The 22,636-nt window shown below is 45.3% G+C and carries 21 protein-coding genes; 12 read left to right on the top strand and 9 right to left on the bottom strand.

The window, feature by feature from the left end; translation table 11 throughout:
- Positions 1-42: 42 nt before the first annotated feature.
- From R3P39_RS09555 to R3P39_RS09565, 3 genes are all read right to left on the bottom strand, one after another.
- Complete coding sequence (locus R3P39_RS09555) at positions 43-291, bottom strand: hypothetical protein (protein WP_336567150.1); 249 nt, start codon at positions 289-291, stop codon at positions 43-45.
- Positions 292-387: 96 nt separating this feature from the next.
- On the bottom strand, positions 388-1,044 hold the full coding sequence (locus tag R3P39_RS09560; RefSeq protein ID WP_336569282.1) for a cupin domain-containing protein: 657 nt from the start codon (positions 1,042-1,044) through the stop codon (positions 388-390).
- A 251-nt stretch (positions 1,045-1,295) separates the two neighbouring features.
- Positions 1,296-3,317, bottom strand: coding sequence for a S9 family peptidase (locus R3P39_RS09565; protein WP_336567152.1), 2,022 nt, complete (start codon positions 3,315-3,317; stop codon positions 1,296-1,298).
- Positions 3,318-3,583: 266 nt separating this feature from the next.
- Between R3P39_RS09565 and R3P39_RS09570 the strand changes: the two genes are divergently transcribed.
- The 3 genes from R3P39_RS09570 to R3P39_RS09580 all read left to right on the top strand — a co-directional run bounded on the left by R3P39_RS09570 (position 3,584) and on the right by R3P39_RS09580 (position 7,035).
- A complete protein-coding gene (locus tag R3P39_RS09570) occupies positions 3,584-5,137 on the top strand; it encodes a BCCT family transporter (RefSeq protein WP_442962081.1) in 1,554 nt (517 codons plus the stop codon).
- Between the two features lie 91 nt (positions 5,138-5,228).
- Entirely contained in the window at positions 5,229-5,927 is a 699-nt protein-coding gene (locus R3P39_RS09575) for a VC0807 family protein (RefSeq protein ID WP_419147442.1), read from the top strand.
- A 79-nt stretch (positions 5,928-6,006) separates the two neighbouring features.
- Positions 6,007-7,035, top strand: a complete 1,029-nt coding sequence (locus R3P39_RS09580) for a metal-dependent hydrolase (protein WP_336567154.1) — start codon at positions 6,007-6,009, stop codon at positions 7,033-7,035.
- 24 nt (positions 7,036-7,059) lie between these two features.
- Here R3P39_RS09580 and R3P39_RS09585 read toward each other — a convergent pair whose 3' ends face one another.
- The 3 genes from R3P39_RS09585 to R3P39_RS09595 all read right to left on the bottom strand — a co-directional run bounded on the left by R3P39_RS09585 (position 7,060) and on the right by R3P39_RS09595 (position 9,840).
- Positions 7,060-7,239: a hypothetical protein gene (locus R3P39_RS09585; protein ID WP_336567155.1), complete on the bottom strand. Its 180-nt coding sequence runs from the start codon at positions 7,237-7,239 to the stop codon at positions 7,060-7,062.
- Between the two features lie 225 nt (positions 7,240-7,464).
- Complete coding sequence (locus tag R3P39_RS09590; protein WP_336567156.1) at positions 7,465-8,112, bottom strand: hypothetical protein; 648 nt, start codon at positions 8,110-8,112, stop codon at positions 7,465-7,467.
- A 189-nt stretch (positions 8,113-8,301) separates the two neighbouring features.
- The gene (locus R3P39_RS09595) at positions 8,302-9,840 is read right to left on the bottom strand and encodes a winged helix-turn-helix domain-containing protein (protein ID WP_336567158.1); all 1,539 of its coding nucleotides are present in this window, start codon (positions 9,838-9,840) and stop codon (positions 8,302-8,304) included.
- Positions 9,841-10,133: 293 nt separating this feature from the next.
- Between R3P39_RS09595 and R3P39_RS09600 the strand changes: the two genes are divergently transcribed.
- Together R3P39_RS09600 and R3P39_RS09605 are read left to right on the top strand one after the other, a co-directional pair.
- Positions 10,134-11,543, top strand: coding sequence for a serine hydrolase (locus tag R3P39_RS09600; RefSeq protein ID WP_336567159.1), 1,410 nt, complete (start codon positions 10,134-10,136; stop codon positions 11,541-11,543).
- Positions 11,544-11,714: 171 nt separating this feature from the next.
- Positions 11,715-13,373, top strand: a complete 1,659-nt coding sequence (locus tag R3P39_RS09605; protein WP_336567160.1) for a Na/Pi cotransporter family protein — start codon at positions 11,715-11,717, stop codon at positions 13,371-13,373.
- 76 nt (positions 13,374-13,449) lie between these two features.
- Here R3P39_RS09605 and R3P39_RS09610 read toward each other — a convergent pair whose 3' ends face one another.
- The 3 genes from R3P39_RS09610 to R3P39_RS09620 form a co-directional block, all read right to left on the bottom strand.
- Positions 13,450-14,058 carry a glutathione S-transferase family protein gene (locus R3P39_RS09610; RefSeq protein WP_336567161.1) on the bottom strand — a complete coding sequence of 203 codons (609 nt, stop codon included), beginning with the start codon at positions 14,056-14,058 and terminating at the stop codon, positions 13,450-13,452.
- A gap of 33 nt (positions 14,059-14,091) precedes the next feature.
- A complete protein-coding gene (locus tag R3P39_RS09615) occupies positions 14,092-15,141 on the bottom strand; it encodes an NADP-dependent oxidoreductase (protein WP_336567162.1) in 1,050 nt (349 codons plus the stop codon).
- Positions 15,142-15,220: 79 nt separating this feature from the next.
- A complete protein-coding gene (locus R3P39_RS09620) occupies positions 15,221-15,910 on the bottom strand; it encodes a type 1 glutamine amidotransferase domain-containing protein (RefSeq protein ID WP_336567163.1) in 690 nt (229 codons plus the stop codon).
- Between the two features lie 173 nt (positions 15,911-16,083).
- Between R3P39_RS09620 and R3P39_RS09625 the strand changes: the two genes are divergently transcribed.
- From R3P39_RS09625 to R3P39_RS09655, 7 genes are all read left to right on the top strand, one after another.
- Positions 16,084-16,998, top strand: coding sequence for a LysR family transcriptional regulator (locus tag R3P39_RS09625; protein ID WP_336567164.1), 915 nt, complete (start codon positions 16,084-16,086; stop codon positions 16,996-16,998).
- Between the two features lie 94 nt (positions 16,999-17,092).
- Positions 17,093-17,401 carry a hypothetical protein gene (locus R3P39_RS09630; protein ID WP_336567166.1) on the top strand — a complete coding sequence of 103 codons (309 nt, stop codon included), beginning with the start codon at positions 17,093-17,095 and terminating at the stop codon, positions 17,399-17,401.
- A 179-nt stretch (positions 17,402-17,580) separates the two neighbouring features.
- Entirely contained in the window at positions 17,581-18,045 is a 465-nt protein-coding gene (locus R3P39_RS09635; RefSeq protein ID WP_336567167.1) for a DUF3015 family protein, read from the top strand.
- 40 nt (positions 18,046-18,085) lie between these two features.
- The gene (locus R3P39_RS09640) at positions 18,086-19,900 is read left to right on the top strand and encodes an Lnb N-terminal periplasmic domain-containing protein (RefSeq protein WP_336567168.1); all 1,815 of its coding nucleotides are present in this window, start codon (positions 18,086-18,088) and stop codon (positions 19,898-19,900) included.
- Positions 19,901-20,043: 143 nt separating this feature from the next.
- A complete protein-coding gene (locus tag R3P39_RS09645; protein ID WP_336567169.1) occupies positions 20,044-20,832 on the top strand; it encodes a hypothetical protein in 789 nt (262 codons plus the stop codon).
- 222 nt (positions 20,833-21,054) lie between these two features.
- Positions 21,055-21,834: an ion transporter gene (locus tag R3P39_RS09650; RefSeq protein ID WP_336567170.1), complete on the top strand. Its 780-nt coding sequence runs from the start codon at positions 21,055-21,057 to the stop codon at positions 21,832-21,834.
- 193 nt (positions 21,835-22,027) lie between these two features.
- A complete protein-coding gene (locus R3P39_RS09655) occupies positions 22,028-22,333 on the top strand; it encodes a DUF6172 family protein (protein ID WP_336567171.1) in 306 nt (101 codons plus the stop codon).
- Positions 22,334-22,636 lie beyond the last annotated feature (303 nt).

Here is a 22,636-nt window from a genome sequence, read left to right on the forward strand (position 1 = left end):
CTGGGAGCGCTTCAGCGCTCCACCAGCCAAAAACGATGCTACTTAGTGGCGTTTCTTTGATCCGTAACGCACCATGTCTTTACCGTTTTCGAAGACTTCGCTTGTCACCCAACGCCCTAACAGCAATTGGTGATTATCATCGAGCACCGCAACGAATGGCCGACCATCACTGTTATTGGTTGCCAACGCCACACCGGCCACGTTTTGTAGCCCCAATCCACCATTGTCGACTAAAATCAAAAATGATTCTAATTCCTCCAGAGTAGCGATCACGTCGTTGTCATTAATCATGTTGCTCTACCTAAGTAAAATTTTAAGGCGCGTAGAATAGCAGTTATCATCGCTTGGTTGAAGTAAAGCACTACGCCGCTCATTGCTCAGCGTGGCTTATTTACACTCAGGTAAATGCCCCACTTTCACCAAAATCACGGTTTCTTGCTCGACATAGGGGCAATGTTCGCTCAGGTGCGGGCTACGGATCCAGGTGGCTTCTGGGTAGCGACCCAACTGGTCAATAAATTCGCCACTGAGCACCAAAATTTCTTCACCGCCATAATGCTTATGAGCAACGAACTGTTCGCCTGCAGGCCATTTAACTAGAGCGGTATGTTGACCTTCAAAACTGTGCAAAGGCATCACTTGGAGACCACCCTGCCCAGCTTGCCATGGCGTTTGCTTGGTATTAACCCGCACCACTTGGTTATCATCAGGGTGAAATTGATTCAGTTTAACGAAAATAACGCAGCCCGATTGACTAAAAGGTGCATGACTACTGCCAGGGGGATTACGCAGGTAGGTACCGGCGGGATAATCTCCATGCTCATCAGAGAATACACCTTCTAAAACGAAGATCTCTTCACCGAGCGGATGGGGATGCGAACTAAAAGCTGAGCCAGGTTCGTATTTCACAATACTGCTAGTATGCCCCGATTCTTTATTTTCACGCTCCAGCGGCTTGCGCCACACACCGGCCGCCGGACTGGCAAGCCATGGTTGCTGCGCCGTTTCAATCACTAAGCGCTCAGCAAAGTCCATATTAAACATCATCACTCCACATCTATTACTGCTAACTGATGAATCATACTGAATAACTTAGTAAATGGCTCACTTGTTGCCGCATCTATATCAGTTTCCCCATTGCGAATACATCAGATGCTTCACTGTGTGAGCCAAATTAACCTCATCGCGGTCCAGTTAATAACGGATAAGGGGATTGTTAAGGCAACAGAAACTTAAATAAAGTTAATTCAGTTGCCTGTAACCGCCGCGATAAAAAGCACGCTACAGCGTGGCAATCATTGCTTATATTTTTCAAACCACGCCAAAGTATGCTCAATTTTACTGATCATTCTTGATGGCTTGCCTGCAATACCGTGGGGTGCGCCAGGAATTTTAACCAACACCGAATCCACTTTTCGTAATTTCAGTGCTTGATAATATTGCTCGGTTTCGGCCATTGGCGTACGTAAGTCTTCTTCGCCGGTCATTAGCATGGTGGGCGTAGTAACATTGCCTACCAACGACATGGGTGAGCGCTGCCAGTAGTGCTCAACATGCTCCCAAGGCATGCCAGGGAACTGGGTGGGAATTTGCATTAAGCCACTGTCCGCGGTAAGCACTTTACTGAGCCAGTTGATCACCGGTTTTACCACCGCGGCGGCATTAAAGCGGTCGGTTAAACCAATGGCGTAGGCGGTAGCAATGCCGCCGGCAGAGCCCCCAGCAATAAAGAGGTTGTTGTTATCAATAAAGCCTTTGGCTAGCATGGCATCCACTCCGGAGTTATGATCGGCAAAGTCTTCTTTGGAGCTGTACTTATACTTTAATAACATGGCAAAACGCTCACCGTAGGAGCTACTACCACGGTGGTTGTCGTAAAATACTACATAGCCTTCAGCCGCATAGCGCTGTAATTCTGCAGAGAAGTGTGGGCCGTAAGCTAGATGTGGACCGCCGTGAATTTCCAGTAACAGTGGGTACTTTTTGTTGGGATCAAAGTTTGGTGGGGTAATATACCAGCCTTGAATGGGCTCACCATCAAACGACGAGGTATAGTTTATCTCATGCACCTGACCTAAGGATTTATGGCCAAACAAATCCTCGTTGAGGGTTGTTAGCTGTTTTACCTTGCCGTCTTTTCTCACCACAGCCACATCCGCCGGACGCTCGCTCGAGCCCTTGGTAAAGGCTATTTGGCCAGCATAGTTGGCACTGAATTCGCCGCTAATGTAAGGGCGACCAAGATACGTCCCCGACACCGAATCGGTTAAGTCGGTGATCTTGCCACTGGTGGTAATGGTCGCAAGCTTGCGTTTGCCGTGGTCGTCATAAGCAATAGCGAGCTTATTACTAGCAATCCAAGCTGGGCTTTGAATGGAACGATCAAAATCTTTAGCAATCATTTGGTAAGACTTTGATGACCAATCCATAATATTGAGTTTGTGATTGCGATAAGGGTTCAACTCACCTGAAGCGCTTAAGAAAGCCAGCTTTTTGCCATCTTTAGAAAAGCTAGGGGCGTGCTCTTTACCTGGCGCCGAGGTTAACTGGGTTAACTCCCCAGACAACGACACCTTAAATAAATCCCCTTCTAGGCCTTTGTATTCCCAGTCGGCTATGCGATTAGCTGAAAACACAATGGCCTTTGAATCAGGCTGCCAAGCCAGCTTACCGCCATGGTGAAATTCGCCGCTGGTTAACTGTCTCGGCGTCCCCCCTTCACTTGGCAGAATAAAAATCTGCTGGTAGCCTGGCTTTACTAATCCTCGGCCATCGGCTTGGTAGTAGGCTTTATCAATTACAATTGCCGCTTCTGACCACTGGGCCCCTTTAGGCTTAGCTGGCATCTTGGCAATCACCGCCGGTTGCTCTGCTACTTTTTGACTAAACGCTAACCATTTGCCATCCGGCGACCAAGTCAGGTTACTAATAGGTGCCTGCAATTGACTCACCAGCGCCGTGCGATTTTGTTTTAGGTAATGCACGTAAATTTGGCTGCTACCAGAGGCTGAACTTAAAAAGGCGATTTTACTGCCATCTGGCGACCAGCGCGGTTGATAATACTGGTGCTGATCAGAAAACAACGGGGTTTGCGTGCCCGACTGCGTATCTAGCAGCCACAAGTTACGTCGCGTACTGTCTTTCATTACATCATTACTGTTGCGCACATACACCACCTGCTCGCCACTGGGGGAGATTTGCGGATCGCTGGCGTGCTCCAAGTCGAAAATATCACTGGCCGTAAACGTGCTGTTGGCCTGCACCAAGGCTGGTAAAAGTGCAGCCGCCGCAAGGGTGCGCTTTATTGAGCTTTTCATAAAAATCCTTTCGGGCAAATTAAATTAGCTAAGTGATACTAAAGATATCAGCAAATGTCATTCATTAACGATAAAAGCCACACCAAGAATAAAAATAATAACTCTCCGCACAGCAAATAGTTAGCAAATGCTTGGCGTAAAACCATGGCGTAATGGCCATCACAGCAGTTATAATGGTCGGTTTCGCCCGTTACGTCGTAGCGTAAACGCAATACCAAGCAACAACCGAGTATTTTTGCTTAACTGAAGTTTGATGAGGAAACATTATCCATTTAACCACAACACCCTCGAACCCACTTGGGGTAGATAAACCGTTATTTGTCATCACCGCAGGGTTTATCGCTCTGTTTTGTCTGTTTGCCGTGGTCGACCTCGATACCTTATCGGCTCTAGTTGATAGCAGCTTTGCTTGGTCGGCGCGCTACTTTGGCCTGTACTGGCAATTACTGTTACTGGCTACTTTCTTGATCAGTATTGTGATTGTATTTATGCCTGGAGCGGGCAGAAAACTGGGCGATACCGAGCAACCCGAGTTCACCGCCTTTCAATGGGGGGCCATGATCATGTGTACCCTCCTTGCAGGTGGAGGCGTATTTTGGGCGGCCGGAGAGCCCATGGCTCACTTTTTAACCTTGCCACCGCTATTTGATCATATAGCAGCAAGTAGCAAAGCAGCGGTGCCATACGCTTTAGCTCAGGCTTATTTACATTGGGGCTTTTTGGCTTGGGCCATACTGGGCAGTCTTACCACCATCATGTTTATGCATTACCATTATGAAAAAGGCTTGCCGCTGGCTCCGAGAACACTGCTGTATCCGGTATTTAAACAACACGCAATAAGCGGCCCCATTGCGACTTTAACCGACGCGGTGTGCATTATCGCGGTTGTCGCAGGCACCGTAGGGCCCATCGGCTTTTTAGGATTGCAAGTCAGCTATGGCCTCGAGGCGCTGTTTGGCATTCCTGATAGCACCACCACCCAAGTGATAGTCATTGCCGTACTCACTGCCCTATTTGTCCTTTCGGCTGTATCTGGCGTGACCAAAGGCATCCAAATTTTAAGTCGCTTAAACATGTACTTAGCTCTGGGCTTACTGGCTTTTATTATTGTGGCAGGCACCAGTGCGTTTATTTTCACCAGCTTTTTTGCCGGTCTTGTCACTCACCTTGAGCATTTCTTTGCCTTGGCACTGCACCGTGGCGATGCCGGGTTATTTAATGAAGCCGGCTGGTTAGGTTGGTGGACAGTGTTCTTCTGGGGCTGGTTTTTAGGCTATGGCCCTATGATGGCCATTTTTATTGCCCGTATTTCTCGCGGCCGCTCTATTCGCGCGATTATTATAATGCTGTCGGTGGTTGCGCCATTAATCACCATGTTTTGGTTTACCATTGTTGGCGGCACTGGCCTGGGCTTAGAACTAGAAACGCCCAACACCATTGCCAAGGCCTTTGAGGGCTTTAATCTACCCGCTGCGCTAATTGCCATCACCCAAGCGCTCCCCTTAGGTGGGCTAGTATCCTTTTTATTTTTGCTACTGACCATGACGTTTGTTGCCACCACCGGCGACTCCATGACCTATGTGTTGTCTGTATCAACCTCAAAATCCGAGCACCCGTCAGTGCAAGTTCGGGTATTTTGGGGCGTGGCCATGGGCTTAATGGCAGCCATCTTGATTGTGATAGGTTCTGGCGGTATCGATAAGCTACAAGCCTTTATTGTGGTCACTGCGGTGCCCGTTTCCATTATTTTGTTGCCGTCGCTTTGGGATGCGCCAAGAATAGTGATGACTCGCTCAACTCAAAAAGCCCACACTAGCTAACAAATAGGCAACTTTGGGCCTGCCTCAAAGTTGCCCCGCTCAGCGGCTTGCCGTACACTCATCACTATTAGAAGTATTTCGGTAAGAGGGTGTGGTGTCAGCGACCAATCAAAAGCAGTCTGGCTTTTTTAGCCAAATGATTTTTAACATTATTATTCCTGTGGTTATTCTAACCCGCTTTTCTGGTGAAGAAGATCTCGGCCCAACTCTTGGAGTCATTATCGCACTGGCTTTTCCGTTAGGGTTTGGTTTGTGGGAGCGCAAGAATACCGGAAAATTTAACTTTATTTCAGGCTTAGGCATTGTTTCAGTGCTACTCACTGGCGGAATAAGCCTATTGCAGCTCGATGCTAAATACATAGCCATCAAAGAGGCCTTAGTACCAGGCCTCATTGGCATCGCCATTATTGTCAGTCAGTACACTAAATACCCACTGCTAAAAACATTACTGTTTAACGACACCGTTATGGACATTGCTAAAATAGAGCAGGCATTGGCAGATAAAGGCAATACGCAAAAGCTGCGCAAAGTGCAAATTGTCGCCTCGAACATTCTGGCTGGTTCGTTTTTCCTATCTTCCGTTTTAAACTATGTACTGGCGAAAATGATTGTCGTCAGCCCAGCAGGCACTGAGGCTTATAACAATGAACTTGGCCGCATGACCGCCCTAAGCTACCCGGTTATTATGGTGCCAACCATGATCATCTTTTTTATCGCCATGTACTACCTGATCACGTCGCTCAAGAAGCTAACTGGGCTGGAGTTAGAAGAGCTGTTTCACGAACAATAATGGCTGACCTAGCGCGGCTAAGATCGGCTCATGACCTAAGTGAGTATAACTAGCATGATTGGCAAATAGGGTAGACACATTGGACTCAATTACACAGGTAGCATTAGGCAGTGCCGTGGGGTATGCCGCCCTTGGCAGCAGGCTGGGTCGAAAAGCGCTATTGGTGGGTGCTGCATTTGGCACCTTACCCGACCTAGATGTCTTAATTGATTTTGGTGGTGCGGTGGAAAACTTTGTCTTTCACCGCAGCTTTAGCCATTCATTACTCATGCAACTGTTGTTGAGCCCCCTATTTGCCTGGTTATTGCTGCGTTTTCAGTGGGCAAAGCCGGTACCTTTTAAGTGCTGGACTGTCGCCTTATTTGCCATCATGAGCACCCATGCTCTGCTCGATGCCTTTACTGTTTACGGTACCCAATTGCTCTGGCCTTTAACCGATTACCCCTTTGGGATATCCAGTATCTTTATTATTGATCCCGCCTACTCAGTGCCTCTGTTGTGCTCTGTGATTGCCTTGGCTTTTATAAAAAGCCCCACTACGGGACAACGCCTCAATACTGCCGTGCTAACGTTAACCTGTGGCTATCTTGCCTGGAGTGTGGCCGCAAAATGGTACATCGATGACAAAATCAAAGCCGCCATGAATGCTCATAACATGACTTACTTGGCTTATGAAAGCACGCCTTCGGCTTTCAACACCTTATTGTGGCGCGCTGTTGCAACCACGCCTGCGGGGCATTATGAGATTTACGCTTCGATATTTGATAACCCAGAAGAGGTCAGCATTGTCTTTTACCCCACTGAAAATACCTTACTGGATAAACTCAGCAACGAACGCAGGGTGCGCTTACTGCAGCAATTCACCAAAGGCCTATATGGCATTTATTTAGAAAATAATCAGCTAATTTTCAGTGACTTGAGAATGGGAGTTGAAGGGTTTTACGTGTTTTCTTTTGTTATTGCTAAACAGTCGCAACAAACCCTGAAATTTGCAGATTTTAAACAGCTGGAACGGCGCCCACCGCTATCACGCGCCAGCAAGTTGTTTGAGCGCATTACCGATCCTAGCATTAAATTAAACTTTCAAAACGACATACAGCCCGACTAAGGCCATAACACGATAATGACGGGGTTACTCTTCAGAGCCACTTTGCTTAGTTTTACAGCCTCGCTTGGCATTCGCAAAAGCAATCCCTAAGGCCGCACCCAGCGCGATTCCAACTCCGACGTTATCAAACAGGGCCTCACCAAAGACAATCCCCAAAGCCACGCCAACCGCTATCCATGTGCCCTTTTGTTTATTATTCGACATCCTACCTCACCTTGTAATTTAAACTCTAGATGAACAAATACTATCATGTTAGCTTACAAATTGTTCTATTTTTAGCCAAACTTTAAGATAGGCGGAAGCACTTTGCGATACATTACCCAAGCATACTCATTTGACCCGGCACTTTTTGCTTTTAAGTACCGAGTCAAACTCACCTAATGGCTATTCGCCCAATTATGTGATCTATTTGAAAAGCTAGTGGTAGGCTTAAGGCGAGTCAGTAAAGCTTATCTCTTGTGATTGCAAGCTGTATTGCTCGCCACTATCGAAGGTAATCTCAATAAAAAAGACATGGTTTAGCTTATATTGTGGTTCAGTATTTAATACTAGATGCATCGTTTTACTAGCTTGTGGGTTAGGCTCATTATTTTCAAAAAACTCTGTGATGGAATAATAATCTTTAGTGCCATCACTTGAGTCATAATAACGGTGGCTTAAAGCCTCTGAGTAAACAATATCAAACACCTCATTTAAGCTTGTCCCTGCAGTAAGCTGGTCACTAAAAGCGGCACTGGATGTAACCTTAATACCTGTGATCCTCTCTTTAGCCTCTGCTGGCGCAGGGGAGCATGCATAGGCTTTATTAATCAATGAAAAGTTAAAATCAAATAGCTGATTAAAAGCTGAGTAGTCAACTTCTGCTTCGAGTTTAAAAACCGCTTTTTGGTAAGGCACGCTTTGCTCTGCTTCACTTTGTGACTCTATGCTCAGAGTGAAGTCATTAATATCGAAAGAGCTAGGGCCTCCTCCTGTACCGTCACAAGAGCACGAAGTTGAACATTCCGCTTCTTTATCTTTGCTATTACAGCCAACCAGCGCCACAGTAAGCACCATCAATATAAAAATCAGTTTCATTTTACTTCCTTTAAATATCATGTACCGAATATCTTATAGAAGCTCACTCTAAAATAAAACTTACATCCAGTGCATGAAGAAAAACCTCCTTTGAAGCGAAAAATACTTATATAGAATAAAGGGTTAATTTTATTGACGCCCGAATTCAGTTGCAAAAACACCGCTCCAACACATTCTTGTAAGCTCCCTCTAATTAGACAAAACTGGCATACGTTTTACTCGCCGCGCTTGCCTGCGCTCATGTATTCGCTTTTTGATAGCAGCAAAGCGTGCTAAAAGCTCTGGCTGCCCTCCCGCCTGACGCTCAAACGCTTTATTAAGCAAGCTGGACTGTAAAAAGTACAGTTTCGAAAAGCCACCATCCACAGCATTCTCTAAGTGGGCAAGGAACCCCGCAGGATCTTGTGCGTTCAAGCGCGATAGCGGCACAAGCAATTGGTTATCTTCAAATGCCATGTAGTGATTCTGGGCGAAGCTTCCCTGCTCCCCAGCCAATAAACTGACAAATTCTCCTGCCAGCCCGGAGTAAGGAGTTAAGTAACGAGTGAGGTCTTTATAATACCTAATAGCCCTTTCTTGCTCACCCTTGAGGTCATAAGTCAGTGCCAATAAGAACTGTGCTTTGTATGCGTTAGGATATCGCTCTAGCAACGCCAGTAAAACGCGCTCAGCTTCTTGAAATTGTTTAGTCACCATAAGTTGTTCAGCATTAACCATGGCAACATAAGGATCATCGACCATGCTATCGCCTAACTGATTTACGTTATCGCGAACCCAACTAGTCATCTCTTTTTCAATTAAAACTTGCACCCGAGCCAACTGCACCTTGGGGTTATCCGGCTGCAAATCATAAGCTTTGTTAATGACTGTCCAAGCCTGCCCGATATCACCCATTACTCTGTACCCCTGTGCCAGTGTCACATAGCCATCAACCCAGCTAGTGGCTAGCTCTACAGCTTGTTCGCCGTGGCTGATTGCTTGAGGAACTTGCCCTAATAGTATAAGTGTTTTTGCTAATGCGAGGTGCGCCCAGGGCTGTTGAGGATGCAATTGAACCGCTTGATTAGCAAAGTGATTGGCTTGGTATAACTGTTTAATCTCAGGATTATGCAACTGGTAATTAACTAAGTAGTTATTACTGAGCGCAGCTAACACTGGCAAACTTTCTGGCTGAGTATCAAGCATGACTTCAAGCTCGCGAATTGCCCTTGCCACTTGCTTGGCTTCACGTAAGTCTAAATACTGCTCTACGGCTTTTAGTAATTTTTGATTAGGATCCAGTGGTTGCAAACTTTGAGAGGTCGTTGGCTTAACGTTAGGCTGATTAAGAATGTATAACCCTACTGTTGAAAACAATATCAACATAAAAGCAATTAATTTCCACTTAGAGTGTTCAAGCCAGCCACCCTTAGGCTTATGAGTTTGAATAGGTAACGCAAGACGATAACCAATACCTCTTTCAGCGACAATAATGTTTTGCTCTGGGTGAGTCTGTAAAATCTCGCGCAACCGAGAAACCCGCTTTTTGATCGTATCTTCGGAAACTAAGGTTTCTTTCCAAACCTCATTTTGCAATGTCTGGTAAGTCGTTACATGCGGAGCATTGGCCACTAAGCAGCTTAGTAAACGATAATTAAGCTCTGATAAGTTTATCAGATTCCCATTTTTAAAAAGGGCTCGCTGTGTTTGCTCTAACTCTAGGTTTTTTCCAATATATATTGCTGCCATAGCATTCCTTATAACTAGCGTAACTCTCTGTAATTTATAATTAAATATTAGGTGTCACCGTTTGTCCGCCGACGTCATTAAAAGTCACTCACGCCATAACACTAAGGTCATTTATGGTGACTATCCCACTTATCACTCAGGCATTAATCCGATGTCAATGAAAGTGCAACCAAAGATCTAAGGGCTCGCAGGTTAGAGCAAAAAGTAAGACGTTTCATTTTATTGGCGCAAGCGCTGACTTACTTATATGGGCTGATAATTATGCGAGATGGAATAACAAAGTGAGCAAAAAAATGACAAGTAAATTATTATTATTAATACTCTTTTTTATTAGTTTTACCACATTAGCTGGTTTCGATACAACTCAACGTTTGCACCGTTTGATTAGTATCTATCATCAATTAGAGCAATTTAATGGTGTTGCTTTAGTGGCTCATAAGGACCAAATTCTGCTTCATCGTGGTTATGGTCAAGCCAATGTTGAATGGGATATTCCACACACCATAAAAGGAAAATTTAAGCTTGCTTCTATTACTAAACAGTTTACAGCGGTACTCATACTGCAACTTGCAGAGCAAGGCAAGGTGCAACTAACAGACACTATTTTAGAGCATTTACCTGATTACCGCCAAGATACCGGTAAACAAATCACCATTTGGCAGCTATTAACGCATACCTCAGGCTTAGCAAACTTTTTTCATTTACCCAGCTACAAAGACATCGAGTCACGCAATCCTTATGATCTCAAGACATTTATTGCTCAGTTCTGTAGCGAAGATCTGCTATTCAAACCAGGCTCCCAGCTTCGTTACAGTAATGCAGGTTACACCATTTTAGGCAGTATTATTGAGACTGTGACAGGTAAACCATACTCCAAAGTGGCTCAAGAACGTATTTTTCAGCCATTGGGTATGCACAATAGCGGCGTAAATGGCCAATATGACATTCTGTCTCATCGCGTTTCAGGATACCAACGGACGCTTACTGGACTCAAACATGCTGAGCATATTGATATGTCAATTCCTTACTCCGCAGGCAGCATCTACTCAACCTCGGAAGATCTATTCTTATGGCATCGAGCACTGGCAGACGATACTTTACTATCAGAACCATGGCGCAAAAAACTCTATACCGTAACCCGTCATCGCAATTACGCCGCCGGTTGGTTAGTAGATAAACTAGATACCTTAAACCCACACTACACAGTCACCAAAGTACATCATGGCGGCGGGATACAAGGTTTTAATGCCAGTATCGCACGGATCCTTGAAGATGATTATTTGATAGTATTACTTAATAATACCGGTGGTGCTCCGATGACAGAAATGACCACTAACTTACTGAAAATTCTGTATGGCAAGACAACTAAAAAACCACAGCCAAGGTTCACTCAACAGCTATTCCAGATACTTTCTCAACAAGGCGTAGAAGCCGCACTATCTTGGTATCATAAAGAGGTGGAAAAGAATAACGGTTACAGTGAAAGAGGACTCAACCGCTTTGCAAACCAATTATTAGAAGTGAACCACGTTGAAGCGGCAATAGCATTTTTAATGTTAAACGTTAGCACCTACCCAACATCTGCTAAGGCGCACTTTGCTCTAGCTGAAGCTTATCAGAAAATAGGCGACATAAAACAAGCCAAGGTAATTCGAGCAAAAGCCAATAAACTAACTAACACGCCAAACAAAGCAACTAAATAACAAAAAACCTGTTTTGACTTAGCTTACTGGACATTTCGACTACTTAGCCTTTTGCCAAATGGAGTAAATAGACTATAAGCCCTGTCGTCTGAAAATTATTAGGCAATAAAAAGCGACTCGGCTAAACTTATTATAGTCAATAAATTCAAAGCAATATACGAGTAATCAACGATGGAAACGATAACCTTACTCGGTACCTTACTGGGCGGCATAGGCCTCTTTTTGGTTGCCATAAACATGATGACCGATGGCCTAAAGCTGGCTGCAGGTGAGTCGTTACGTCATGTTTTAGCAACCTGGACTAAAACACCACAGCGCGGAGTGGCAGCGGGATTTTGCATGACCGCCTTGGTGCAGTCTTCTAGTGCCGTTACGGTAGCTTCACTGGGGTTTGTTAACGCAGGTCTCATTACCATGTACCAAGCCCTAGGGGTGGTGTATGGCGCCAATGTTGGCACCACCATTACCGGCTGGTTAGTGGCGGCGGTGGGGTTTAAGTTCAATATTCAAGCCATTGCTTTACCCCTAATTGGCTTCGGCGCATTACTAAAATTACTACGGCCGCAAACGCGCTTGGCAGCCACTGGTATTGCTTTGGTGGGCTTTGGCTTATTTTTTATTGGCGTCGATGTGCTTAAAGGCGCATTTGAAAGTGTGGTCGCCACCTTTGATTTAAGTGCGCTTGAGGCCGACGGGCTGACTGGCATGGTTACCTTTTTACTGGTCGGTATGGTAATGACCACCTTAACCCAGTCATCCAGTGCTTCCATTGCCTTAACTATCACTGCCGCAGCAAGCGGTATTATTGATATTTACGCGGCAGGCGCCATGGTGATCGGTGCGAATGTGGGCACCACTTCCACCGCCATACTTGCGGCCATTGGTGCCACTTCAAATGCCAAACGCGTGGCCGCAGCCCAAGTGGTGTTTAACTTATTAACCGCGGTGATTGCTTTTGCCATCTTACCGGTGTTGTTTTATTTAATTCAGCAATTTACTGGTTTGATCAACCTGACGCCCAACCCAGCCTTATCGTTAGCCCTGTTTCACACCCTCTTTAACCTCTTAGGCGTCATTATTATTTTCCCCGTGAACCAGTACCTTGCTAACTTTTTAATGAAGCGTTTTTGTAGTGCCGAAGAAAACGCCTCGCGACCGCGTTTTTTAGACAAAACCATCGCTGCCACACCTTCTCTAGCCACAAACGCACTGCTGTTAGAATTAAAACTGGTGGCAGATAAACTGCTGACACAATTTGATAAAACCTTGGAGCTTGGAAACCAGCACACCATCGAGCAAGAGATAAAAGTGCTGCAGTCATTATGTCAGCAAATCAGTAACTTCATTGTCAGCGTTGAACAGGCGGCTTTATCACAACATACCACCGCTATGTTGGCTAAGCTGATGCGGGTTGAACACTATTTATTTACTTGCTGCCATTGTGTTGAAAAGCTGGCGCGGTTAACGCCGAATAAGACTCTGATGGAGCAGCAACAGCTGCATTCGCAATTCAGCGAGTATCAAAAACAACTGAGCCACTTTATGAAAACCAGCCTAGCACAGGAGCTCTCGGCCGCCAGCGAGTTAACCTCAGCCACTGAGCAGTTACAAAGCTTACATGACGACGTTAAAGACGATCTTATTTTGGCAGGTACCCATGCCACCTTAGCGGTAGACAAAATGGTACAAAACATTAATGCCTTAGCGGAAATGTGGCAGCTGTCGCAGCAGTGGCAAAAAGCCATGTTGCTGTTGTACCAAGTGGAGTCGCAATTAAATAACTCCCAAGCCGATGAGCTCGAGCAGCATGGTGAGCAAACAGGATATTGAGGTAAGCTATCGACAAACAAAACGCGGATCAAAGTAACTTGAGCTACCTTCTGATCCGCTATTGCATTTATATCACTTAGCCGTGGCGCTTCGCGGCTTGATAAGCCGGCCTTGCTTGCACTTTTTCTAAGTATTTTTGAATATTGTGATATTGCTCTAACTTACCCAGCTTAGCAGCCACTTCTAATAAAAACGTCATCATGATGTCGGCAGCGGTAAAGTGGCTCCCGGCAAAATATCCCTGACTTGCTAAGGTGTCATCAATGTAGCCCAGATCCACCGCAAGTTCTTTGCTAATATAGCCATCCATCGGCTGATCGCCAGAGCGCGTTTCCATGCTCATTAACATGCTGGTGATCATTGGCAATGCCAGCGAACCTTCAGCGAAGTGTAGCCACTCTAGGTAGCGGTAGTACTCTGGGGTGCTAGCTTGTGGCCGCAGTGTCGACTCTGGTGCTTGGTCTAGCAAATACTCCATGATGGCACCCGACTCACACAAGGTGGTCTCACCATCCACTAAAATAGGTGCTTTCCCTAAAGGGTGCACCGCTTTTAAACTTTCCGGTGCTAGGCGCGTCGTGGCATCACGCTCATGCTTTACGATGTCATGAGTCAACTCGAGCTCATTTAAGAGCCATAGCACTCGGGTTGAGCGCGATTCGTTTAAATGGTGAACAGTTAACATGATGTTTATCCTTATATTATTAATATCATGCGGTTATACGAGCTCATCGGGGCCTAAGCGCACCACTAACTTGCCAAAGTTTTTGCCCTCAAGCAGGCCAATAAAGGCATCCACGGTATTGTCCATGCCGTCGACCAAGTGCTCTTTGTATTTGATTTTTCCAGCTTGCAACCAAGGCACCATGGCGTCACTGAACTCTTGATAGCGATGACCATAATCATCAAACACAATAAAACCCTGCATTTTAATGCGCTTAACTAATAGCATCGCCATTAAAGCCGACATTCGGTCTGGCCCTTCAGGTAGCTCGGTAGCATTGTATTGTGAGATCAATCCACACACCGGAATACGAGCACTTGAGTTCAGTAGCGGCATGACCGCATCAAAAACTTTACCACCGACGTTTTCAAAGTAGACATCAATCCCAGCGTCACAAGCATTTGCAAGCTGCTCGGCAAAGTTATCGCTGCGATGGTCGATGCAAGCATCAAAGCCCAACTCTTCGCTAGCATAACGGCACTTTTCGCTGCCACCAGCAATACCAACCACTTTACAGCCTTGCAATTTAGCAATTTGTCCAACCAAACTGCCTACCGCCCCGGTTGCTGCGGCCACGACTACGGTCTCACCGGCTTTGGGCTGACCAATGTCCATCAAGCCCATGTAGGCGGTTAAACCGGGCATGCCTAACACCCCTAGGCTATAAGACGGTTTTGTGATGTTATTATCAAGCTTCAACAGCTCAGAGCCATCAGATAGGCTGTAATCTTGCCACCCGGCCATGGCCAACACCCAGTCGCCCTTGGCAAACTTAGGATTATTAGACTGCTCAACACGGCAAACCGTACCTCCAACCATGACATCACCAACGGCCACAGGCTCGGCATACGATTTGGCATCACTCATGCGACCACGCATGTAAGGATCAAGAGATAAAAACACCGTACGTAACAACACTTCACCGGCTTTAGGTGTTGGAATTTCGCTGTGTTGCAACTGGAAGTTTTCATGCTTTGGGGCACCGTGTGGCCTAGATGCCAAGGTGAGTTGTCGATTACTTTCTCGGGTTTGTGACTGACTCATTATTTACTCCTTTAACGCGACTATAGACATGATGCCAACCCGCTTAATTAAGCGAATTGGCATAAAGAGAGTTAACGCTTTACTGATTTAAGTAGGTCAGCATTTTCTCGGCCACTAACTCAGAGCTTGCTGGGTTTTGACCACTGAAAATAAGCCCGTCTCGCACCGCAAAAACGCTCCAGTCTTCTACTTTTTGGAAGTCTGCACCACGTTTAAGCAACTCATCTTCTAATAAGAAAGGGACTACCTCTGTAAGGCCAACTGCGGCTTCTTCACTGTTAGTAAAGCCTGAAACCGCTTTATCTTTAACTAAATAGTCGCCAGAAGCTGTTTTAACATCCATCAGCACCGCAGTAGCGTGACACACAGCACCAACGGGTTTATCCGCTGCAAGAAAGTCTTCGATCAATGAAATCGACTGTTCATTGGTTGCCAAATCCCACAGTGGGCCATGACCACCAGGATAAAACACAGCATCAAACTCTGCCGCATTCACCTCACTCAAAGCCTTGGTATTGGCGATAAGTGCTTGTGCGGTATCGTCTTTATAAAAGCGCTCAGTGCTAGCGGTTTGAAAATCTTCGGTCTCACTGTTTGGGTCAATAGGGGCAGTACCGCCTTTCGGGGAGGCCACTGTCACTTCCATTCCGGCATCGACAAAAGCGTAATAAGGTGCGGCAAACTCTTCTGCCCAGAAACCGGTTTTATTACCTGTATTACCCAGCTCTGCATGCGATGTTACTACCATTAATACTTTCTTCGTTGCCATGATTATCACCTCTGTTTTATCAATATTTTTCATTCAGACTGAGAGTCTTACTCTGCCTGTATCCGATTAATGATTAGTGTATGGGCCAGCGGGAGGTCAAGCAATGCAGACAAAAGCTAACTCTTTGTTCAAACAATTGATACAATCAACGCTCAGTAAGTGGGGAGCCAAGTATGGATATTTCGTTTGAACGCCTAAAAAGCATGGTGGTATTTGCCCAAGTGGTTGAGCAAGGTACGTTAAGTGGTGCGGCAAGGCAACTCAGCTTATCTCGGGCGGTAGTGAGTTATCATGTAAAAAAGCTGGAAACTCAGTTAGGTATCAAGTTGCTAAACCGCTCCACCAGAACCATTTCTCTAACCCAAGCTGGCAGCGAGTATTATCAGCGCTGTCGAGTGATTGCCGAACAAGCGGCGGCGGCCAACCAACAAATTGAAAACCATAAAAACGAGCCCGAAGGACTGATTAAGATCACCTGCCCTGTTAATGTTGGCTTGCAGACCATAGTGCCTGCTTTAAATCAATTTCGTGCCTTGTATCCCAAGATCCAGCTCGACATTATGCTCACCGATGAGGTGGTCAATATCATTAAAGCAGGCATTGATTTAGCCATTCGCGGCGCTCCCCTGCCCGATTCAGGCTTGCAAGCCACAAAACTCTCAGTATTAAAAACCTGTTTATGTGGCTCACCCGCTTATTTTGAACAACATGGTACGCCCAAACACCCTACCGACTTATACCATCATCAATGGGTGATCTATAAGCTCACTGCGGGAACACTGGAATTAACAAAGGGGTCTCGTAGTTATAGCATTAGCATGCAAGGTGGAGTAAGCACCAATAACGCAGCAGCCCGCACAGCTTTTGTTGAAGGCGGTCATGGCTTAGGGCGGATCCCGATATACGACGCCTATCCTAAAATTCAAGCCGGTACGCTGGTTTCCGTTCTCGACGATTACAGCATGAAAGACATCCATGTTTACGGCGTTTTTCCTGAAGGCAATACCAACGCTAAAAAAGTACGCTTGTTGCTGGACTTTTTAAAGGGATACTTTGAACAAAACCTGCCAGAGCCAAGTATAAATTAACCGGCTTACTCCCTTATAAAACAGTAGCTCAATAGTGCTTTTAATTGGCTGTTTAAGATATACTTTTGGTTTACGGATGTAACCTAGGACCCCCATGAAGAAACTGTCAAAAGTACAACTTAAGCAACAAGCGCTAGTAATGAGTGTTGCAGATCAGATTGAAGCGCAAGCACTGGCGGAAATTCCAGGTATGGTGCAGTGCTGGTTCGATGTGGAATACCATCTATTTCCCGGCTCGTTGCTGCTGTGTTTTCAGTTCGAAGATGACAACGCCCTCAATGCCGCCCAGCCAGAGTTATTAAAGTGGCAAAAAAAGCTCAGCGCCGCCATGTTAAAAAAAGGCGTGATCTTAAAAGATATGCGCAAGCATTTAACCTTCACATTGCTTGGGCCTGATGATTAGAGCTGTTAATTCACGCTAATTTCATACTCCCAGACACGAGTACCTTCTACTTGAGCAATATTAGAGCAATCCCCCCATTACAAATAATTGTATTAGTCACCTATTGTTTAACAAAGGGGAACAGTATAAAATCGCGCTCCCACATGTCGGGATATAAAACTAAAATAAGGATTTAATTCATGCTAAAAGCAACTCTTTCTGCGGCAGTACTTGCAGGCGCTTTCTTAGCGGCTCCAGCTCAAGCTCAAAACATCAACCCTTGGCAACAATGTGGTATCGGCGCAATAATCTTTCCAGAGAATGGTGCAGCAGCTGCAATCTCAAATATTATTTGGGACCTTGGTACAACAGCTGTATCAACCAATATCTCTTCGCAAGAATCTTGTGCTGGTGCAAATGTGAAAACAGCCATGTTTATTCAACAAACGTTCCCGGTTCTTGAACAAGAAATTGCTCAGGGTGAAGGTGAGTACGTTGCAGCTATGCTGAACGTACGTGGCTGTGATGCAACTGCACACGCAGATATTGTGACAGCGATCCGTAATGATTACGCCCAAAAACCAGCGACTGATGCACAATCGCTGTACAACATTGTTGAAAGCAAAGTAACTAGCCAATTTGCTGCTAATTGCTCTGCTATCTAAGCAATCGAAGTGGGCATAACTGCCCACTTTTGCTCCAGCTATGCTGCGACTATTCCTATTAACTGCCTTAGTATTACTAGTTCACACTACCGCGTGGGCTAAACCTAACTATATACAGCTTGCCAAACACCCTACTTGGTTAAAGTTAGGCCACTATAAAGCCCCTTTATTCAATAAAAGTTACGTCACCAGTGATCACTTTTTCCTTGCAAAGAATGGCCACACCAACCCCCACGCCGAATTACTCGCAACGGTTACCGAATTTAATCAACATCCCCAGAGCCAGTGTCGCTTTCCAGCTAGATACCAATGGCTTAGTGCACAGGGGATAACATTTACTGCAGTTAAGTCAGCATGCCCTGATTTAACACAGTGGCGAGACGCACAGAAAATACAATCTGTCAGTTTAGTTTTTGCTTCAGGGTACATGAGTAACCCAGCTTCTTTGTATGGCCACATGTTGTTGAAATTAAACCGCGCCACAGAAAAACACAGTAAGCTTCTGGATTACAGTATAAATTATGGTGCTTTGGTCCCTGACAATGAAAATGGTTTGGTGTACATCGCCAAAGGCTTATTTGGTGGCTATCAGGCAGGCTTTTCCGATCAGCTATTTTATCGTCATCGTCATAATTATGGTGAAGTTGAGCTAAGGGACTTATGGGAGTACCAGCTCAACCTTACAGATGCTGAAGTACAGTTAATTAGTAACCATATTTGGGAGCTGATGGGAACAGACTATACTTATTACTTTGCTGATGAAAACTGTGCCTATCACATTGCCCGAGTCATTGAATTGGTGGTCGGAGATAAACTCACACCAAACCTATCACCTTGGGTGATCCCAGTCACTATTTTTTCCAATTTAGCTCAAAGCCAACATCATGGTGAGTCATTAATTAAAGAAGTGCAGTTCACACCATCAAGAAGTAGCGTTTTTTATCAACTACAGCAACAGCTAAGCCCAAAAGAAAGCGAATTCGCCCAACGCATATATGCACAAAAATCGCTACTAGAAAGCGCAGGATTTAACTCATTGCCACTTAGCAGCAAAAAAAGAATCATTGAAGTTTTATTTGAGTTTGTACAGTTACAGCAGCTAAAAAAGCACCGACCAGAGCATAATCAAACGTTAAAACAAGCGCTCATTGCATCACGATTGACACTGCCTCCAGGTAACGAGCTTAGCGCTAAGCAATATCAGCAAAGCGCTCCACATAAGGCACAAAAGCCATCAAGCTATTCACTTTCGGGAGCATCGACAAACCATACAAGATTCGCCAAAGCAGGCTTTAGGCTGAGTTATTTCGACTCCTTAGCCAGTGATATTGCCAGAGTCCCTTTTTCCAATTTAGAAATGCTCGATGTCGAAGTTGCGATAAAAGACTCTACAATCTATTTAGATAAGCTTCATATTCTTGATTTAGAGTCATTTAACCCAGCTTACACTGATTGGCCTAATGATGGCGGTTGGGCTTGGCAGCTAAGTGCCGGCTTTGAACGCGATAGATCAAGCTGTAACCAATGTAGCAATACTTTCATTGCTGGCGGTGTCGGCAAATCACTGCTTTTCAACAACGACAAAACCCTCTTTTATGGCTTTGTGAATGGTTACATGGGAGAGCTTGCCAACACCTCGCATCACCTTGAGGGGAGCGTAGAAATTGGTATGCTCACTGATATCTATCGTGGAGTGAAGCTAAGAGCAAGTATTGAGCGTCCATACGAACATGCAACAATAGATAGAAAAGTTGAAGTTGTCATGCCAATACATCAAGACTTAGATATTCGCTTTGCTTATCAACGCAAACAACAAACGCTTTGGCAGTTAAAGATTAACTACTACTGGGATTAAAAGTATAGATTCACTCTTTTGAACACTAAAAGTTCACCTTGGGTGAGCTGGTATTTAGTATATCGCCGCGAGCCGATTCCATCCTTGCCCTTTTTGCAGTAAGCTTGTAGCCATGTGTTTAACCCAAACAGAAGGTAACCGCGTTGAGCAAGAGAATAGAGCCTGAACTGCCCAGTATTATGCCCGATATCGATCAGGTTGAAGCCTACAAGCAGTCTACTCGCGCAGCGAATAATAAAGCGTCGGCAGCAAGGCCCGACAGCACCACAAAAACAGCACCGGTCAAATCAACCGGGATCACCACTTGGTTGGGTGTGGTTGCCATCATAGCCCTTGCTGCGGGCGGTTATGGTTTGTATCAACAAAATCAAGCGACCAAAGCACAACTGTTTGCCTCTGAACAGCGTATTGCTGAGCTTGAGCGCACCCTATCTGCCACTGGCGAAGAAATGGGCGAGTCGGCAGGTGCTATGCGAGCTAAGCTCACTGAGTTAACTGAGAAAACCGACGAGTTGTGGACCCAAATGGATAGACTATGGGCCTCGGCATGGCGTCGTAACCAGTCTGAAATTAAAGAGTTACAAAAGCAAACCAACAATATTGCCAGCACCCAACAACAACAAGGCAACACGCAATCGGATGTTGCTGCCACGGTGAAAAATCTATCGCAGGCGCAGAACGAAATCACCTTAAAAATGTCGCTGATGCAAGAGCAGGTAGAAACCGCTCAAACATTAAAAAGCCAGCTGGCCTCTTTGAACGAAGACCTAGACAAGCTTAAAGCACAATCGCAGGAGCGCAGTGCACAACAAGTTGAAATAGGCAGTAGCATGGCGCAGCTAGAAATGACGCAAAACGCCTTATCCGAAAAAGTAGAACGCTTAGAGCGTCAACTGTCGAGCACCGCCACAGTTGGGCAAAACCTGAACTAGCGCAGCGCAGTTAGCCTCGAATAGCGATTTAAATCTTATTCCGCCATACCGTAAAACGACTCAGTTGAGTCGCTTTACGGTAAACGGCTTTTAGCGGTGCAACGACCTCGCGGTTGTTTATCACCGCAGCCAAAATAACTCTTGAAAAATACGCAGTTGCCCCACATTATGGCTTACCTTTGCGTTTTTCATTTTCGAGTTATGACATTCTCTAATACCTTTATGTCAAAATTAACTGCACTGGTTGAAGCGCAGTTTTTTCAAAACTTTTTAGTTGCCGTAATCTTATTTAATGCGGTTACTTTGGGCATAGAAACCACCCAGTTTGGTAAAGACAATGCAGCCCTTTTGCATAAGATTGATTTGGTGGTGTTAATTATTTTTAGTTTAGAGCTGCTGTTAAAACTGGTTGTCTATCGGTTGCGGTTTTTTAAGTCGGGCTGGAATTGCTTTGACTTTATTATTGTTGCCATTTCTTGGGCACCGTCGAGCGGTGCGCTTTCAGTGCTTCGTGCCTTTCGAATTTTACGGGTGTTACGGCTATTTTCTGTGGTGCCGCAAATGCGCAGAGTCATTGGCGCGCTTGGCCACTCGCTACCGGGCATGGCCTCGGTAGTTGGGGTATTGGGGATCGTGTTTTATGTTTCGGCGGTACTCACCACTAAGCTGTTTGGTCAACACCCCGACCCCAACATGCAAGAATGGTTTGGTAGCATCAGTGCCTCTGCCTACACCCTCTTTCAAGTAATGACCTTAGAGAGCTGGTCTATGGGCATTGTGCGCCCAACCATGGAGCTGTTCCCGCACTCGTGGCTGTTTTTTGTGCCATTTATTATTGTCACCAGCTTTGCGGTGCTTAACCTCTTTATTGGTATTATTGTCGATGCCATGCAAACCATGCATGAGGAAGAGGGCAAACCCGATCAAGTGTTTGTTACTCGGCAAGACATTGCTCGAGTCGAAGCCAAGCTCGATGAATTACTTAAACGCGAACAACAATAACGAAATGATAGAGAAGCCGCGCAGTTGCGGTTTCTTATTCGCCCGAATACACGCCTTGCTCGCCAACGACTGAAATATCACGTAAACTAAGCCATTCCCTTTTTGTATTTATGTCACATCACCGTTAGGCTTAGTACATATCCATTTTACTCTGGCAATTTCGCCATTGAGTATTTCTTGCTTGAAGGCAACTATGAAAAAAACATTTGAACTCACTCACCCTAAAATTAAACTCGCAAGACGTGTTGACGCCGTTAAGCATGAGCTGAAAAAGTACTTAAAGCGTGAGCGCAATAAAACCTTACCAGCTGGCGCTGATTACTGGGACTTTGATTGCAAGTTTGGCAACACAGAAGCCGAAGCCGAGCCGGTGCACGTATCGCAGCTTAATAAACTAATTGATAAAACCCAGCAAGAAGAGCGCACCAGTTTCTATGTTGAAATTTTAGCTAAACCAGCAGTAAGAAAAAGCAACCTTGGCGAAGCTGACGAAGAGTAAATCCAGCCCAGCTTCTTCTGGCCTCAATGACGCTACCTGTAGCAAATAGCATTGAGGCTAGCTTTTAGCAAAAAACGCCACTGTAAAATAAAACGAGTACTCTACCTCCCCTTTCTGATATTGGTTGCTACAAAACACCAAACAAATAAATGCCATTACACTTTATAAATATTTTTTGCGTTTTTTTACTTGCTCAAGCGCGCAGTACCGTGAACAATAGTTAAGCACATTAAACGCATCACTTCCTCTGTTGTAATGGAAGATAAATAGTCATTATTAGTAGGGATCCCCTGTGAATAAACA

This window comes from Pseudoalteromonas sp. UG3-2, assembly GCF_037120705.1.
Taxonomy (GTDB): Bacteria; Pseudomonadota; Gammaproteobacteria; order Enterobacterales; family Alteromonadaceae; genus Pseudoalteromonas.